14 protein-coding genes are annotated in these 15,942 nt (G+C 66.9%); 12 read left to right on the plus strand and 2 right to left on the minus strand.

From position 1 onward, the window contains the following. Window positions 1-164 precede the first annotated feature (164 nt). On the minus strand, window positions 165-1,649 hold the full coding sequence (locus AB0I59_RS20415; protein ID WP_358135303.1) for a class I adenylate-forming enzyme family protein: 1,485 nt from the start codon (window positions 1,647-1,649) through the stop codon (window positions 165-167). 191 nt (window positions 1,650-1,840) lie between these two features. Here AB0I59_RS20415 and AB0I59_RS20420 point away from each other — a divergent pair, with 191 nt between their 5' ends. The 12 genes from AB0I59_RS20420 to AB0I59_RS20475 all read left to right on the plus strand — a co-directional run bounded on the left by AB0I59_RS20420 (window position 1,841) and on the right by AB0I59_RS20475 (window position 13,603). Further along, window positions 1,841-2,986: a thiolase family protein gene (locus AB0I59_RS20420; protein ID WP_358134873.1), complete on the plus strand. Its 1,146-nt coding sequence runs from the start codon at window positions 1,841-1,843 to the stop codon at window positions 2,984-2,986. A gap of 106 nt (window positions 2,987-3,092) precedes the next feature. Further along, entirely contained in the window at window positions 3,093-3,887 is a 795-nt protein-coding gene (locus AB0I59_RS20425; protein WP_358134876.1) for a 3-hydroxyacyl-CoA dehydrogenase family protein, read from the plus strand. A 16-nt stretch (window positions 3,888-3,903) separates the two neighbouring features. Further along, window positions 3,904-5,103 carry a GNAT family N-acetyltransferase gene (locus tag AB0I59_RS20430; RefSeq protein ID WP_358134879.1) on the plus strand — a complete coding sequence of 400 codons (1,200 nt, stop codon included), beginning with the start codon at window positions 3,904-3,906 and terminating at the stop codon, window positions 5,101-5,103. 180 nt (window positions 5,104-5,283) lie between these two features. After that, window positions 5,284-7,257, plus strand: a complete 1,974-nt coding sequence (locus tag AB0I59_RS20435; RefSeq protein WP_358134881.1) for a S9 family peptidase — start codon at window positions 5,284-5,286, stop codon at window positions 7,255-7,257. A gap of 229 nt (window positions 7,258-7,486) precedes the next feature. Further along, a complete protein-coding gene (locus tag AB0I59_RS20440) occupies window positions 7,487-8,365 on the plus strand; it encodes an ABC transporter substrate-binding protein (protein ID WP_358134884.1) in 879 nt (292 codons plus the stop codon). Between the two features lie 15 nt (window positions 8,366-8,380). After that, window positions 8,381-9,010 (plus strand): ABC transporter permease, encoded by a 630-nt coding sequence (locus AB0I59_RS20445; RefSeq protein WP_358134887.1) that lies wholly within the window; start codon window positions 8,381-8,383, stop codon window positions 9,008-9,010. 44 nt (window positions 9,011-9,054) lie between these two features. Next, entirely contained in the window at window positions 9,055-9,309 is a 255-nt protein-coding gene (locus AB0I59_RS20450; RefSeq protein ID WP_358134890.1) for a hypothetical protein, read from the plus strand. Continuing rightward, window positions 9,306-9,698: a DNA methyltransferase gene (locus AB0I59_RS20455; protein WP_358134893.1), complete on the plus strand. Its 393-nt coding sequence runs from the start codon at window positions 9,306-9,308 to the stop codon at window positions 9,696-9,698. The genes AB0I59_RS20450 and AB0I59_RS20455 overlap by 4 nt, the downstream gene beginning before the upstream one ends. A gap of 137 nt (window positions 9,699-9,835) precedes the next feature. Next, window positions 9,836-10,000 (plus strand): helix-turn-helix domain-containing protein, encoded by a 165-nt coding sequence (locus tag AB0I59_RS20460; protein ID WP_358134896.1) that lies wholly within the window; start codon window positions 9,836-9,838, stop codon window positions 9,998-10,000. Next, the gene (locus tag AB0I59_RS20465; RefSeq protein ID WP_358134899.1) at window positions 9,997-11,139 is read left to right on the plus strand and encodes a site-specific integrase; all 1,143 of its coding nucleotides are present in this window, start codon (window positions 9,997-9,999) and stop codon (window positions 11,137-11,139) included. The genes AB0I59_RS20460 and AB0I59_RS20465 overlap by 4 nt, the downstream gene beginning before the upstream one ends. A gap of 152 nt (window positions 11,140-11,291) precedes the next feature. Continuing rightward, entirely contained in the window at window positions 11,292-11,798 is a 507-nt protein-coding gene (locus tag AB0I59_RS20470; protein ID WP_358134902.1) for a P-loop NTPase family protein, read from the plus strand. 470 nt (window positions 11,799-12,268) lie between these two features. Continuing rightward, a complete protein-coding gene (locus tag AB0I59_RS20475) occupies window positions 12,269-13,603 on the plus strand; it encodes a tyrosine-type recombinase/integrase (protein WP_358134905.1) in 1,335 nt (444 codons plus the stop codon). Window positions 13,604-13,798: 195 nt separating this feature from the next. Here the strand turns inward: AB0I59_RS20475 and AB0I59_RS20480 are convergent, their stop codons facing one another. Beyond that, window positions 13,799-14,314: a hypothetical protein gene (locus AB0I59_RS20480; RefSeq protein ID WP_358134908.1), complete on the minus strand. Its 516-nt coding sequence runs from the start codon at window positions 14,312-14,314 to the stop codon at window positions 13,799-13,801. Window positions 14,315-15,942 lie beyond the last annotated feature (1,628 nt).

Raw genomic sequence — 15,942 nt, forward strand, 5'->3', positions numbered from 1 at the left:
ACACCGATCCGGAGATCTCGTCCGCGTCCGTCGCGATGGTGAACAGGACGTCTGCCGCCGCCCGGGCCTCCGGGTAGCCACGAGAGACGGCCGCGATTTCGTGGGCCGACGGCCTCAGACCGGCGAGCCCGAGCAGGCAAGCAGCGACTCCTCCGCAAGGGTGATCAGGAGCCATTGGTCAGGCGTTCGCCGGCGAGTTGCCTGCGCCGGATCTTGCCGAGGTCGTCGCGGGGCAGGACGTCGACGTACTCGAACGTCTTGGGGGTTTTGTAGTGGGCCATGCGGTCCCTGCAGTGCCGGCGGAGTTGTTCTTCGCTCGGTGGCCGCTCGGGGTCGGCGACGACGATGGCGTGCACGCGCCGGCCCCATGCTTCGTCGGGCAGGCCGATGACGACGACGTCGAGGACTCCGGGATGTTCGCTGAGCGCCACCTCGACTTCGGCGGGGTAGACGTTCTGGCCGCCGGTGATGATCAAATCCACGCGGCGGTCCGCGATGAACAGGTATCCGTCTTCGTCGAGCCAGCCGAGGTCGCCGACGCATACCGCGCCGTCGCTGGTGGCCGTGGCCGGCTCTGCTCCCCAGTAGGTGTAGTTGTCATCGGGGTTCTGTGTGAAGCCGGCCGGCGGGCGAAGCCAGCGGAGGTAGATGTTGCCGATCTCGCCGGGAGCCACCGGAGCACCTTCGTCGTCAAGGATGCGCACTTCCGTCAGTTCGCCGCCTCTGCCGACGCTGCCGGGGTGCGCGAGCCAGTCCTGACCCCAGATGAACGTGCCGCCGGCACTTTCCGATGAGCCGAACGCCTCCACTACACGGTCGGGTCCCAGGAGTTCCAGCCAACGCCGCTTGACCCATTGGGGGCATACCGCGCCTGCGTGGTAGAGGGTTTTCACGCTGCTGAAATCCCGGGAGTCGAGATCGGGTACCCGAAGGAAGCGCTGCATCTGGGTGGGCACCATCACCATCCAGGTGATCCGATGGCGCTCGATCATCTCCATTGCCAGCCGCGCGTCGAATCGTTCCAGCAACACCACCGTGCAGTCGTGGAACAGATTCTGGTAGGTCTGCAGGAAAGGCATCGCGTGGTACATCGGGCTGGCCACCAGGGCCGTGCCGTGCGGTTCCCGTCCGAAGATGTCCCGCTCGCCGGGTTCGAGTGGTACGGCGACCATGGGCGTGGGGTTGACGAGGATCTTCGGCCGTCCAGAGGAACCACCGGTGGCCAGCGCCGTACCGGGGCGGGGCACGACGACCGGCAGAGCGTCGGCGCTGTACTGCTCGGCGTTCATCAGCTCGGTCCGGCTGATTCCCGGCAGTGCCCACGCCTGGGTGTCTCCGACGACGAACAGTTCCCGTCCGGATTCCCTGGCCGCCGCCAAGGTCAGCTGACGCTCGTGTTCGGGAAGGGTGGAGTTCATCGTCAGTACGCACGCGCCGAGCTTCCAGGTGGCGAACGACGCGACCGCATGCGCGATCCCGTTGGGAAGGGCGACCAGTACAACACTGTCCGGACCGACCCCTGCCCGCGCCAGCCTGCGTGCGGCCTGGTTGCTGCGCCGCTCGAGCTCACCGAAGCCGATCACGGTCTCTCCACCGGCCTGGTGCGCCACGATCAGCGCCGGCTTGTCAGGAGCCGACGCGGCCAGCATCGCCAACCGCTGCCCGTACGTCACAGCAGTGGCACCTTCGAGTGCGGTCGTTGTCGTCACACTTCCTCCGGTCGATCGGGCGGCGCCATCGACCCTCCGCCCACGGTGCAGTAGCGTCATTGTGGTAATAGCGTTATAGTACTGGCGTTACGAGATGGTCAATCCCAACGAAGTCAGGCGGATGGTGAGCCATGCGGGACGCGGTGATCGTGGAAGCGGTACGGACCCCGGTGGGACGTCGCAACGGTGTCTTGTCGGGGGTTCACCCGGCGGATCTCTCGGCGCACGTCCTGCGGGCCCTGGTTGCGCGCGCCGGCGTGGATCCCGCACATGTTGACGATGTGATCTGGGGCTGCGTCGGGCAGATCGGTGATCAGGCGTTCAACATCGCGCGGACCGCCGCCCTGTCGGCGGGCTGGCCGGAGGCGGTCCCCGGGGTCACGGTCGACCGGCAGTGCGGCTCGTCACAGCAGGCGATCCACTTCGCCGCCGCCGGGGTCATCGCGGGTCACTATGACCTGGTGGTGGCCGGTGGCGTGGAGTCGATGTCACGGGTGCCGATGGGTTCGTCCTTCGCCGGCGGGTTCCCCCTGGGTTCCGACTACCGCGCGCGGTACGGCGACACCATGCCGAACCAGGGTGAGGGTGCCGAGATCATGGCGGAGCGGTGGGACCTGTCGCGTCAGCGGCTCGACGAGTACTCGCTCGCGTCGCACGAGAAGGCGGCGGCGGCGCAGGACACCGGCCGGTTCGACGCCGAGATCGCGCCGGTGACGTTGCCGGACGGCACCGTGGTGTCGGCGGATGAAGGCGTACGCCGAGGCGGCACGCTGGAGGGACTGGCGGGGCTCAAGCCGGCGTTCCGGCCGGCTGGCCGGGTCACGGCGGGTAACTCTTCGCAGATCTCCGACGGGGCGGCGGCGGTGCTGGTGACGACGTCCGAGACGGCGGCCGCGCTGGGGCTGACGCCGCTGGTCCGGGTGCACACCGCGGTGCTCGCGGGAGACGCGCCGATGCCGATGTTGACCGCGCCGATCCCGGCGACGCTGAAGGCGCTGAAGAAGGCTGGGCTCTCGATCGGCGACATCGGCGCCTTCGAGTGCAGCGAGGCATTCGCGTGCCTGCCGCTGGCGTGGCTCGCCGAGACCGGGGCGGACGAGAAGGCGCTGAACGTCAACGGTGGCGCGATCGCGCTCGGCCACCCGCTCGGCGGATCGGGGGCACGGCTGGCGACGACGCTGATCCATCACATGCGGGCGGAGGGCGTGCGGTACGGCCTGCAGACGATGTGCGAAGGCGGCGGCCAGGCCAACGCGACGATCTACGAACTGGTCTGACTCCGACCAGGCCCCTGTATTTCAACCGAACAATGGACTGGAAGTTGGAACTTATGGCTTGTCGGGTCAATCCCCGTGGAGGGGCAAGCGGAAGTGGGACGCGAGCATGAGCCAGATGCGCATCGCCGTGATCGGCGCCGGGATCATGGGCAGCGGCATCGCCCAGGCGACGGCCACCCACGGCTACCGCACTTACTGCTACGACCTGTCCGAAGAGCAGATCAAGGTCGCGCGGGAGCTCGTCGTGGACGGTCGCTACGGACTGCACCGGGCGGTGGAGCGGAACAAGATCTCCCCCGAGCGGGCGCGAACCGCGCAGGAGCGGCTGTCCTTCGGCACCGATCTGGCTGAGGCGCTGGATTCGGCCGATCTGGTCGTCGAGTGCATTCCGGAAGACCTGGGTCTCAAGACGCGGATGTTCAGACGTCTGGATGAGATGGCTCCACCCGAGGCGATCCTGACGTCGAACACCTCCGGTCACCCGATCTGTGCGCTGGCGGGGGCGACAACGCGCCCGGAGAAGGTGATGGGGTGGCACTGGTCATCGCCGGCGCCGGTCATGCCGCTGGCAGAACTCGTCGTGACGCCGCAGACCAGCCAGGAAACGGTCGACGCGGTCGTTCAGGTCGCGGCGGCGTGCGGCAAGAACCCTGTCGTGGTCAAAGAGAACCCGTTCGTCTGGGGATTCGTCGGCAACCGTGTGCTGACGGCCATGGTGCGTGAGGCCCAGCGAGTGGTCGACGAAGGGCTGGCCACCAAAGACCAGGTCGACCAGATCGTCGTCGACGGCTTCAGATGGCCGGTCGGTCCCTTCGCCCTGGTGGACGGGTCCGCGAGCGGGTGGGGCGAGAACCGCTCATCGACCGCGCCCCCGAAAGACGCCCCTTGGAAGCGTGGCTGACGATTCGGAGTGTCCTGTGACCGATGTGATACGTGCCGCCGTACCCGACGACGTGCCCGACATGATCGTCCTCCTCCACGAGGCTTTCACCGTCGCCTCCGGCACCCGCGGCGACAACGCCGATCTTCGTCTCCAGGGGCGTTACGTCCTCGAACGCGACGGCATCGTGTGCGCCACAGCGGTGGCCACGCCCCTCGGCCAATACTTCGGCGGCCGGGAACTGAGGGCCACCGGCGTCCACAGTGTGGCCGTCGGCACCGACTACCGCGGTTCGGGCGCGGGCAGTCTGCTCATGGACGGCATGCTCAAAGAGATGTACGCCGACGGGGTAGCGGTCTCGACCCTTTTTCCCAGCGCGCCGGCGGTGTACCGGAAGGCCGGCTGGGAGATCGCCGGCGACCATCGCACCTACCGCGCGCCGCTCGAGGCGCTGCCGGTCACCAAGGGGTCCGAGGCCCCGGTCAGGACCTGGACCTACGACGACCTGCCGGCGATCGTCGACTGCTACAACCGATTCGCTGAGACGGAACAAGGGCTGTTGGCCCGGTCGCCGTACTGGTGGGACTTGCGACACCCAAAGGACGCCGACCGGACTTCCGTCTATCGCCGGGCGGTGTGGGAGGACGGCCAGGTCACCGGTTATGTCGCGTACCGCAAGCAGTCAGCTGGTAAGGACCTGCCCCACTACTTCGATGTCGAGGTGAGTGAGGTCGTCTGGACCACCCCTACGGCATCGGCCGCACTGTTGACCCACTTCGCGAGGCACAAGGGCCTGGGACGCGACCTGCTGTGGTCGGGCCCGCCCCGGGACCCCTGGTTGAGCCTTCTGGGCGGCCTGGTCGCGCGCGTCGAGTTCTGCTACCCGTGGATGCTGCGCATCGTCGATGTGGCCGCGGCGCTGTCGGGCCGCGGGTACCCGACATGGGTCGACGCGGCTGTCTGCTTCGACCTGACCGACCCGAATCTGCGGGAGAACACCGGTCGCTGGCTGCTGAAGGTGTCCGACGGCAAGGCGACGGTCGAAGCCGGAATCACCGATGACGATGTGCCGATCGTGACGCTGGGATCCTGTGAGCTGGCAGCTCTCTACTCGGGCTGGGCGAGCGCCCGTGACCTGCTGCGCGCCGGGCGGCTCGCGATCAGCGCCCCGGAGGCGGTCGACGCGCTGGACCGGATCTTCACCGGCCCTCCCGCCTGGCTGCCGGAGATGTTCTAGCGGCACAGGTGCGGAGCTGGGCATTGTCCTTGGCCTGCCGGTCCGGATCCGCGGCCTGCGGGTCATGGTGGGGGCGGATCTGCCGGACTGGTTCTGACTTCGACACTCGTAGAACCCGCGCCCTCCGTTTTCCGTCCCGAGTCCATAGAGATGGACCGACCCATCACATAAGGCCCGCCCATGAGAGGAAGCGACATGCGCGGCAGCGCCACCTGGGACCTGGTCGAAGAGTACTTCCGCCGGTTGCACGAGCCGGTGATGGGACAGCCGCACAGGCTGCTGGAGCCGTCCTGCTCCGCCGACGGGTCGCGGATCGCCGTGACCGGCCTCGTGTACGACGAGCCGGCCGGCCTTCCGCGGCAGGCATGCTTCCTGGTCGACGGTGCGGACCTGCGGCCGCTGACGGGGCCGTCCGGTTCCTCGCGGCAACCGCGCTTCTCCCCGGACGGGGCGACGGTGGCGTTCCTGTCGGACCGCGCGGAGGCAGGCCGGTTCCAGCTGTACCTGCTCCGCACAGGTCAGCTGGGTGAGGCGGAGGCGACCCCGGCCGTGCCCGGGACGGTGGAGTACTGCTCCTGGTCGCCGGACGGCACGAAGGTGCTGCTCGGGGTGGCGGGGCTCGGCGCCGACCTGGCCAGTGATCAGGGGAGCGGCACGACGTACAAGCCGAAGGAGCAGCTGCCGGACTGGCACCCGCGCGTCGAAGTCGGCGTGAGGGAGGAGTCGTGGCGGTCGTTGTGGATCCACGACCTCGCGGCAGGTACGACCACCAGGCTGTCGCCGGAGGGGCTCAACATCTGGGAGGCGGTCTGGCTCGGCCCCGACGCGGTCGTCGCGGTCACCAGCCCCGCTCCGGACGAGGGCGCCTGGTACACGGCCGTGCTCTCCCGACTGCGCCTCGACGGGGCGGTCACCGAACTGGCCCGCTCGCAGGTGCAGCTCGGCTGCCCCGCGGCCTCGCCTTCCGGAGGACGGCTGGCGGTGGTCGAGGCGGTGTGCAGCGACCGCGGGGTCGTCGCGGGTGACCTGCTGGTGAGCGCTCCCGGTGCCGCCTTGCAGCGGGTCTACACCGGTGGGGTGGACGTCACCTCGACCCAGTGGATCGACGCGGATCGCCTGGGAATCGTGGGGATCCGCGGCCTGGAAACCGTCGCCGCGGTGTACGACGCGGTGGCCGGGAAGATCACCGAGCTGTGGTCGAGCACGGACACCAGCTGCGGCACGCGCTACCCGGAGGCGGCCTGGTCCGCCGACGGCCGCGTGGTGCTCGTCGAGGAGGGCTACTCGGTGCCGCAACGGGTCGTGGTACTGGGCGAGGAGCGGGTCGAGCTCGCGGGGATCCGGCACCCGGGCACCGAGTACCTGCTGTCGGTCGCGGGCAAGGCCGAGACGGTCACCTGGTCCGCACCCGACGGGCTGCGAATCGAGGGGATCCTGTGCGTCCCTGCCGGGGACGGGCCCTTCCCGCTCGTGGTGAACATCCACGGTGGCCCCGTGTGGGCCTACCGGAGCCAGTGGTCGATGTCCTCCCCCTGTACCCCGCTGCTGGTGGCCCAGGGGTACGCCGTCCTCAACCCCAATCCGCGGGGCAGCTCCGGCCGCGGGCAGGACTTCGCCCGGCTGGTGTTCGGGGACATGGGCGGCGAGGACACGGCCGACTTCACGTCGGCGATCGACGCCCTCGTCGAGCGCGGGATCGTGGACCCGGCCAGGGTCGGCGTCATCGGCGGGTCGTACGGCGGCTACATGTCCGCGTGGCTGGTCACCCAGGACCGGCGCTGGGCCGCCGCCGTACCGGTCGCGCCTGTGACGGACTGGTACAGCCAGCACTTCACTAGCAACATCCCCTACTTCGACGCGCTGTTCCTCGACGGGAACCCGGAAGTCCCCGGCGACAAGTTCCACTCCAGAAGCCCCGTCACCCATGCCGGCAAGGTGCGCACCCCGTGCCTGAACATCGCCGGCGCCCTGGACCGCTGCACGCCCCCGACGCAGGCCCAGGAGTTCCACCAGGCGCTGCTCGCGCACGGGGTCGAGTCCCAGCTCGTGATCTACCCGCAGGAAGGCCACGGCGTCCGTGCCTTCCCGGCTCTGATCGACTTCTGCACCCGCGTCGTGGATTGGTTCCAGAAGCACATGCCGGCCCGCGGCTGACGCCCGCGGGGGTGGTGGCGCGACGTGGATGAGCTGCAGCGGGTCGCGCAGGCGCTCGCAGACCGGATCAGCCTGGCGGTGGCGATCGACGACCCTCAGATGAACCTGATCTGTCACACCGCCCACGAGGCTTCGCCATGCCGTCGCGGCCGACGTCTCAGGTCGCCCCCACCGGCTCGGATCGACCACTGCCCGACGCACAGATGCACCGACCCCCCGTGGAGGCCGCATGCCCCCGACGACCTCACCACGCATCAGATCCCGAGGCGCCCGAATCCGGCTGGCGGCCGCCGCGATCTCCGCCGCCGCGCTGCTCACGGCGTGCGGCGGGCGAGAGGCGAATGCCCCCGCCGGACCGGGTGGTTCCATTGGGACCGCCCCGTCCGGGCCCGCCGACCCGGCCGCCACGCTGAGGTTCAGCTTCGGCACCGACGCCGGCAAGAACTACGACCCGGCGGCGATCGACCGGGCGGGGATCTCCCGGTCGATCCTCGGCGGGCAATGCATCGTCAGCCCGCAGATCTTCCCCCGTGGCTACTGGGCCGCCGCGCCGAATCTCAGCGCGAACGCGTCCACCTTCGACGTCACCGCGGCGAAGCGGAAGCTCGCCGACGCCGGCTTCCCGAACGGGTTCGCAATGTCGATGACGGTGGTCAACGGCGCGCCGTACTCGACGGTCGCCGAGGCGATCGCGAGCCAGTTCGAGCAGATCGGCGTGAAGGTCGTCCTGCAGATCGCCGAGCCCGCCCAGGTGATCGCCGCGTTCACCGGGCAGAAGTCGGCGGACTCCTACGTCGGGCTTTGGCCGGGAGCGGTCGACCTCGCGCGGACCGTCGCGTCGCTCTACCTGCCGACGGGGACGTTCAACCCCGGAGCCGCGCAGGATCCCGAGATCGTCCGGCTCGCCGGCGAGGGGCTCGCGGCGCTTGACGACACCACCCGCGCCGGCGTCTACCAGCGGCTCTCCGCACGGGCCGTCGACCAGCACGTGCACCTGCCGATCTGCAGCGCGCCGTCGGTGATCATGGCCTCGGCGAAGGTGCGGGGCCTGAGCTCGACGATCTCGGGCACGCCGGACCTGCGCGCCGTCGAGATCACCAGGGGCTGAGTCGCGATCCGTACGGTGGCGGCCCGCCTGGCGACGCTGGTCGTGCTGGTCTGGGTCGTCTCGCTCGCGGTGTTCGCCCTGGTGCTGCTCATCCCCGGCGACCCGACCACCACGCTGCTCGGCGACAACGCGACTCCGGAGCAGGTCACGGCGTTTCGGACGAGCCTCGGTCTGGACGACCCGCTGCTCGAGCGGTACTGGCGCTGGCTCAGCGGGGCCCTGCGGGGCGACCTCGGTACGTCGATGCTCTCGAGCTACCCGGTGACGCAGGCGATCGGCGACCGGATTGGCGTGACGGTCTCGCTCGTGGTGAGCGCGCTCGTCCTCTCGGTCGTCGTGGGCCTCGTCATCGGCGTGCTCGCGGCCGTCCGGCAGGGCGGGTGGTTCGACCGGCTCACGCTGCTGGGCAGCTCGATCGGGATCGCGATGCCGAACTTCTGGCTGGGGCTCGTGCTCGTCACGTTCTTCGGCGCGGAGCTGGGCCTGTTCCCGACCAGCGGCTACGCGAGCCCGCTGCTTCCCTGGTCACATGCACTCAGAGCCGCGCAGGCGGCCCCCGGGTGCATCATCCGGAGAAACGTGTCCCAACAAAATCCATGGAGAACTGGAATGAGATCAAGGAAAACGTCTACAACGACTCGCTGAACAATCCGGAACAGTGCGAGAATTCGCAGCTGGTGATTTCGCCGGTGGCGATCCGGACCGCACGCGCATTCGTCGCCTGGACCCACCGCTACCTCGCCCCGCCGGTCGACGCTGAGCTCATCACCTACACCTGCGCGGACGAGCCTGGCACCAGCCTGCGCGCCGCCGGGTACCGCCAGATCGCCCACTGCCCGCCCCGGCCTGGCTGGGACACCCCCAGTCGTCCCCGCGCCTCCCGAGGAGCCGACAGCCTCGCCCGCGTCCTGTGGGAGGTTACTGCCCCCGGAGGGCGCCCATGAGCGCCATGCGTGGGCCGTACCAGAGCGATGAGCACGCGGCGATCTACCACGGTGACGCCCGACCGGCGCTGGCCGAGATGCCCGTGGACTGCTTCGTCACCAGCCCGCCCTACTGGAGGCAGCGGCACTACTGCGACGGCCAGCACGGCCAAGAGGTCATCCGGCCGCTGCGGGCGACGCTCTTCGCTGCCTTCACGATCGACATCCCGTTGCGGGTGATCGCCATCGGCTGCTGCTCTGGTGGCAGTGAGCTGGACCCCTTCACCGGCAGCGGCGCGACCCGCATCGCCGCCCGGCAACTCGGCTGCAAGTTCTCCGGCATCGAACTGAACGCGGACTACCGCGACCTGGCTCGCAACCGGATCGCCAACAGGAGTCAGGGTGTCTGACCAGCAACGACAGGCCTGCTCAGGGCCTCCCAACTCACCTGGCGGCGTGTCCGGCAGCGTCACCCACCCACCCGCATGGCGTCGAACCCCGAGATCAGTGGCGCGGCGGGCGGGCGCATGACAAAGCGCTCTACCGCGTGACCGATGCCATGCGCCTACTCAGCATGAGCCGAACCGTGATCTACGAGCAGATCCGATCCGGCCGATTGCGATCCGTCAAGAAGGGCCGTACCCGACTGATCCCGGCCCTGGCCATCACCGACTACATCGCCCTTCTGGAACAGGAAGCGAGGAGCACATGACCGTACGACGCAGCCGGGGGGACGGCGGCCTGCACTGGGACGAGCAGCGCCAGCGCTGGATCGCTTCGGTCACCCTCGGCTACTCCGCCGCCGGCAAACGCATCGTCAGGAAGGCCAGCGGCAAGACGAAGACCGAGGCCAAGGCGAAGCTCAAGGAAATACTTCGCGATCAGGACGACGGCCTCGCCAGCGGTCCGGCGAACTACACCGTCGCCGACGCGGTCACCAACTGGCTCACCTACGGCCTGCAGGGACGGGCCGCCGAGACCGTGGCCAACTATCGGACCTTGTCCGAGAAGCACATCATCCCCTCGCTGGGGACACGGAAGCTGCGGGAGCTCAGCGCTGAAGACGTGGACCGCTGGCTCATAAGCAAGGCCAAGGCACACAGCACCCGCACCATCCGCCTGCTCCACTCGTGCCTGAACCGTGCGGTGACATTCGCCCAAGCACGGGACAAGGTCAAACGCAACGTCGTGGCCTTGTGTGGCGTCCCAGAAGGGCAGGAAGGCCGTACCTCCAAGTCGCTCACCCTGGAGCAAGCGGCGGAGATCCTTGCCGCCGCCGAAAGCTCGCGGCTGTACGCGTACGTGGTGCTGTCCTTGCTCATCGGGGCCCGCACCGAGAAACTCCGCGCGCTCGTCTGGCCGGAGGTGGATCTCGACGGCGATCCCAGTAACGGCACTCCCGCATGGATCGCCGTCTGGCGCTCCGTTCGGGAAGGAGGCGACACCAAGACCAGGAAGTCCCGCCGATCCCTCGCGCTCCCCAAAAGATGCGTGGAGGCGCTCCGCGCCCATCAGGCGCAGCAGGCCAAGGAACGGCAGGACGCCGGAGCCAAATGGACCGAAAGCGATCTCGTCTTCGCTTCCAAGGTCGGCACGCCCTTGGACTCGCACAACGTACGGCGCGCGTTTCGGAAGATCGTGAAAGACGCGGGATTGAAGGCCCAAGACTGGACGCCTCGGGAGATGCGGCACAGCTTCGTATCGCTGCTGTCCGACTCCGGCGTTCCGCTGGAGGACATCGCCCGGCTCGCCGGCCACAGCGGCACAGCCGTGACCGAGGCTGTCTACCGCAAGCAGATCCGCCCGGTCCTGCTCGGCGGAGCCGAGGTCATGGATCGCATCTTCTCCTGACGAAACCGGTCACGCCAGGGGGCGCTGACGCAGGTCATCCTGGCGTGCGGTGCGAACCGCAACGACGTCGTCGGCCTTCACCGCGAAGGCGATGCTGTCGGACGTGTTTTCCGTACGCTGACGTTGTGCGCACCGGTTCGCGTCAGACCCGTTTGATCGTTGTGCGTGGGAACTCCGGCTCCGGGAAGACCAGTGCCGCCCGCGCCGTACGAGCGGCCTACGGCCGCGGCCTGGCGCTGGTGAGCCAGGACATCATCCGACGGGAAGTCCTGCGGGAACGGGACGTTCCCGGGGGAGTGAACGTCGGGCTCATCGATACCGTCGTCCGATACTCGCTCGATCACGGATACAGCGTCCTGCTCGAAGGAATCCTCACCGCCGGCCGGTACGGGACGATGCTCCAGGCCTTGGGCCGTGACCACGCCGGGATGAGTGCCTTCTTCTACCTGGATGTGTCCTTCCCGGAAACCCTCCGTCGGCATGACACACGGCCGCAGCGGCTTGAGTTCTCCCCGGATCAGATGCGGGAGTGGTACCGGGAACGAGACCTGCTGCCGGGCCGCCGTGAGACGGTGATAGACGAGGACAGTTCACTCGACGCGACGGTTCAGCGCTTGCTCCGTGCGGCCTGGCCGGCGTTGGCGCGGATCGACCTGTGACTCGCCTCGTGGCGGCGGTGTGGTTCCGGTTCGGTTCGGCAGCAGATGAACCTGTCGCCCCTTTACACGAAAGCGTCAGCCGACGGCCGGTCAGCGAGGCCGTCGCGAAGGAAACGGCCTCTACGAGTAGAACCCCTGTTACTACGGGGAATGCGGCGCGACTGTCACCCATCTCCGCGTCATCGGTGACAGTCACTCAGTTAGTCACTCAGCAACAGAAAAGGGTGCCACGTGATCTCGTGACACCCTATCCGACCTGCGTAAACGCGGTCGGGACGACAGGATTTGAACCTGCGACCCCTTGACCCCCAGTCGCGTACAGACGTTCATTCGTCACCTTGAGTAATCGTGGCGAGTGAGAGAAACTCCAGGTAGACCGCGTGATCGCGATGCCGGGCCGTCCCAGTCAATGCCACCGGCTCGCACACAGTCCACGGTCAAATGACGGTCGGACGATCTTGGAGGCAAGCATGGGCTTCTCGCGCAAGCGCCTCGGCATCAAGGGCAAGCCGAGGTACACCGCTTACTACACGGACCTCCGAGGTCGAGAACTCTCCGCGGGAACCTTCTCCAGTAAGAAGGAGGCTGACAAGGCCTGGCAGCAAGCCGAGGCGAAGGTCGCAGAAGGCCGAGCAGGCGACCCCGCCCGAAGCAAGCAGTCTTTTCGCAGGTACGTAGAGGAGGAGTGGCTGCCGCATCACATGATGGAGGCCACGACGCGTGAGGGTTACACGTACTCGATCTACGCGCACATCATGAAGTGGTTCGGGCCCATGCGCATGATCGAGATACTGCCGAGCGACGTACGCGCCTGGGTGAAGGATCAGCAGGACCGGGGCCTCTCGCCCGCCACCATCCGGCTCAACAAGTCGATCCTCAGCGGTATCTTCACCACGGCGCTGAACGACCAGGTCACCGCGCTGCATCCATGCAAGGGCGTGAAGACGCCCACAGTCCCGAAGAAGCCGCTACGTATCGTCTCCCCTGAGGAGTTCGACCAGTTCTACTTCGCGCTGCCTACCGAGGAGGCCCGCCTGCTGGCTGAAGCCGCCATTGAGAGCGGCATGCGCTGGGGCGAACTCACCGAGCTCCGCGTCAAGGACCTTGAACTCATCAACTGCATCGTGACGGTGAGTCGTACGGTCGTCGAGATCAACCCCAAGCACCATCCAGAGGGCGAGCGCTTCCTGATCAAGGAGTACCCCAAGGACAGGGAGTTCCGCCGCTTCAAACTGACCCCGCAGATGGGCGCCAAGCTCGCGCAGTACATCAAGGACACCAAGCTGCAGCGCGACGACCTGCTCTTCGTCTACCGCCCCGAGGAGCCCGCGCCGCAGACACAAGCACAGCCGACGGAGCACCTGGGTCTGACGGAACCGAACGCGGCCGGGCGGCGGTATCGGCACGGGACACTCAGTGCGTACTCCGCAGGAAAATGCCGCTGTCAGCACTGCAAGAACTCCTACACGGTCTATCGGGCAGAACGACGCGCCGCCGGCAAGGACGGGCCGCGTCAGGCTCGTCGGTGGGACACCGACGGCCACATTCCGCGCCGTTGGTTCCGCGACCAGGTATGGCGGCCCGCGCTGGCCGCCTCGGGCCTGGAGTTCAAGGTCAAGATGCATGACCTCCGCCATGCCCACGCATCCTGGCTCCTCGCTGGCGGCGCCGACCTTCAGGTCGTCAAGGAACGCCTTGGCCACGGCAGCATCTCCACCACCGAGAAGTACCTTCACACGCTTCCGGACGCCGACCAAACTGCGCTCGACGCCCTCGCCCGTACTCGGTCCCGATCTCGGCGATGATCTGGCCGGGACACGACTGTGGCCCGCCCAGCGTCATAGCCCCAGGTCGTTGCCCCAGTGGCCAGAGGGTCTTCTTTCGCGATCTACATTGTACAGATGCCCGCCTGAAGAAGCCGGAGTGCTCACGCGCATGCGCCAGAAGCTCAGCATTCATGGTGCCGTCAGATGCCTTGCCAACCTGTCCCGGCAGCACACTTAATGCGCCCCGGGGAGATAGGCAAGGACGATCTGACCGTTGGAGGCGTAGCCAGCGATCATGGGGGATACGGCGCTGTCCACGATCACGTTGACGAGGCGAGACGAACCGCGTGACCCTGGCTCGATGACAGCGTCGACCAGCGCGCTTTGGGCCAGCACGGTGCTCTTACGATCGATGCTCTCCTGACCGGGCAAGTAGATGACCTGCACCCGCTGGCCGGATTCGAGCTCGGCGGGGAACTGGCCAAGTTTGAGGGCCAAGCCGACACGGGCCCTACCAGGGATGATTTCTTCGCTCCCCGCGGCGGTCATCTGCTTGGTGAGAAGGGTGCCTGGTAGCAGGGTCACGCGGGCCAGGCGCTGGGCGTATATCGTGCGCTCTGACCAGGGCAGGTAGCTGATGCCGGTGTCGGCTATCCGGACTTCTTCCAGGCCGGCGCGGTCGAGCGGCTGTCCGGCGGTGACCTGTTGAGTGATGCGGATTGCTGAGACCCGCGCGCTGCTGTCCAGCATGAGTACGGCCGTGGCCGATGCGCCGCAGAGGATGAGCAGGACGGCCAGTACGGCCAGGGCGGGCTGGCGTTGACGGGGTGACGCGGGCAGCCGGCGAGAGTCCGGTCCGGACAGGGTAGCGGGCCATTCGCCAGAGGTGGCTGCCGGAGGCTGATCGCCTCGATCAGATGTTGAACGGCTCCACATGATTGAAGCTCCCGGAAGTCACACGTGCCCTGCGATGCGCGACGATAGTGAACGAACGGCGGAATTGACGCCATTATCGACGGAGAGGCAAAGGGCTGTCACACGAACGCTGAAAGGGATGACGGATTCATCACGTGAGTCGCGGTTGGCGTTGCTGAACGTTGTTGCATCTCTCGATTGATGCGATATGGGTAGATATTTGTAATCAGGGTGCATAAATCGGCGAATCGGATGATTGGCCCCTCGGCACTGTCGAGATTTCGGAACGTTGTAGCCGTATCCGATGTGAGGGCGGTGGTCGACTGCATAGTGTCCGAGCTACTCTCGGAGAGTTTGCTTGCACGCTAAGTGGCGCTCAACTACTTTCCGTGACATGTTTACGCGTCGCTCCGTTGCGATATCGGCTGCTCTTGTCGCTGCAGCCTTGCCGACCAGGCCCGTTCTCGCCAGTACTGGACCGTGGAGCGATTACTACAGCGACGCGGCCATGGTGACGGTAAGCGCTGATCGCAAACAGGTCCGCGTGTGCGACCTTGATGCCCGCGATGATCTGCATTTCAAAGCGGAATTCGCCACCGACAATCCGATTGATCCGAGAATCTACACGGTCAAGGCGCCCCAGGGAGGGTGCGATAGCGACCGGACATACATAAGCAGGGTAAAGGTGTTCAAACTGTGCGTAGGAAGTGTGCGCATTAGTGAAGTCGTCTGGGATCGCTGCAATTCACCCGTTTGGCTGAGTCGCTCTTCATGACTCGGTGTGAGGTGGAACGCCATATGCGGTGATCTTCGGTAGGGCGATGCCGTGGAGCGCTCGTTGCGTCGACGTCGCCCCTCTGTCAGGAGGCACTCAAAGGAGCTCTTCATAGATCTTGTCGATGCGAGATGCGGCGAGCAGTCTCGGTTGGACGCTGAGGGTGCGTCCGATGAGGTGATCGCGGTGCCGTTGTGGACCTTGATGGGGAACATGGGGCGGGTCGCGGAAGAAGTCGATGAGCTCCCCGCGGTCCGGCAGGTCAAGCTGGAGTTCTCGACCGCGGCGCCGCTGAAGCCGAGGTCCTTGGCGCCCGAACTGGTTCGATCGCTCAGGCGTTGAGGGTGGCATCCGGTCGAGGGCCGTCGTGGTGTGCCCTTCAGGCACGTCATAGTGTCGGCAGGCAGACGTTGCCTCAATGGGTCAATCCTTATTGCCTTTTTAGGTCTGTCTATTTATGGGATTCAAGATGATAACGAGGTGATTGACAGGCCGGTCGCGCGCAGTCTTCGAGGGTTAATGTGCAGTGCACTGTTCGCTGATCACTTGGATTGCTTCACGTGCGATCGGATCCTGGTTTCGGTGCGCGTGGTCGAAGAGGTATACGCATGGGGCTTCTTGATCGACTTCGCGGTGAGCCTGACCGGCGGCGGGCATCCGAGGCCAATCCGGGAACTGGATATGGCGG

Source organism: Microtetraspora glauca, assembly GCF_040656155.1.
GTDB classification, from domain to species: Bacteria; Actinomycetota; Actinomycetes; order Streptosporangiales; family Streptosporangiaceae; genus Microtetraspora; species Microtetraspora glauca.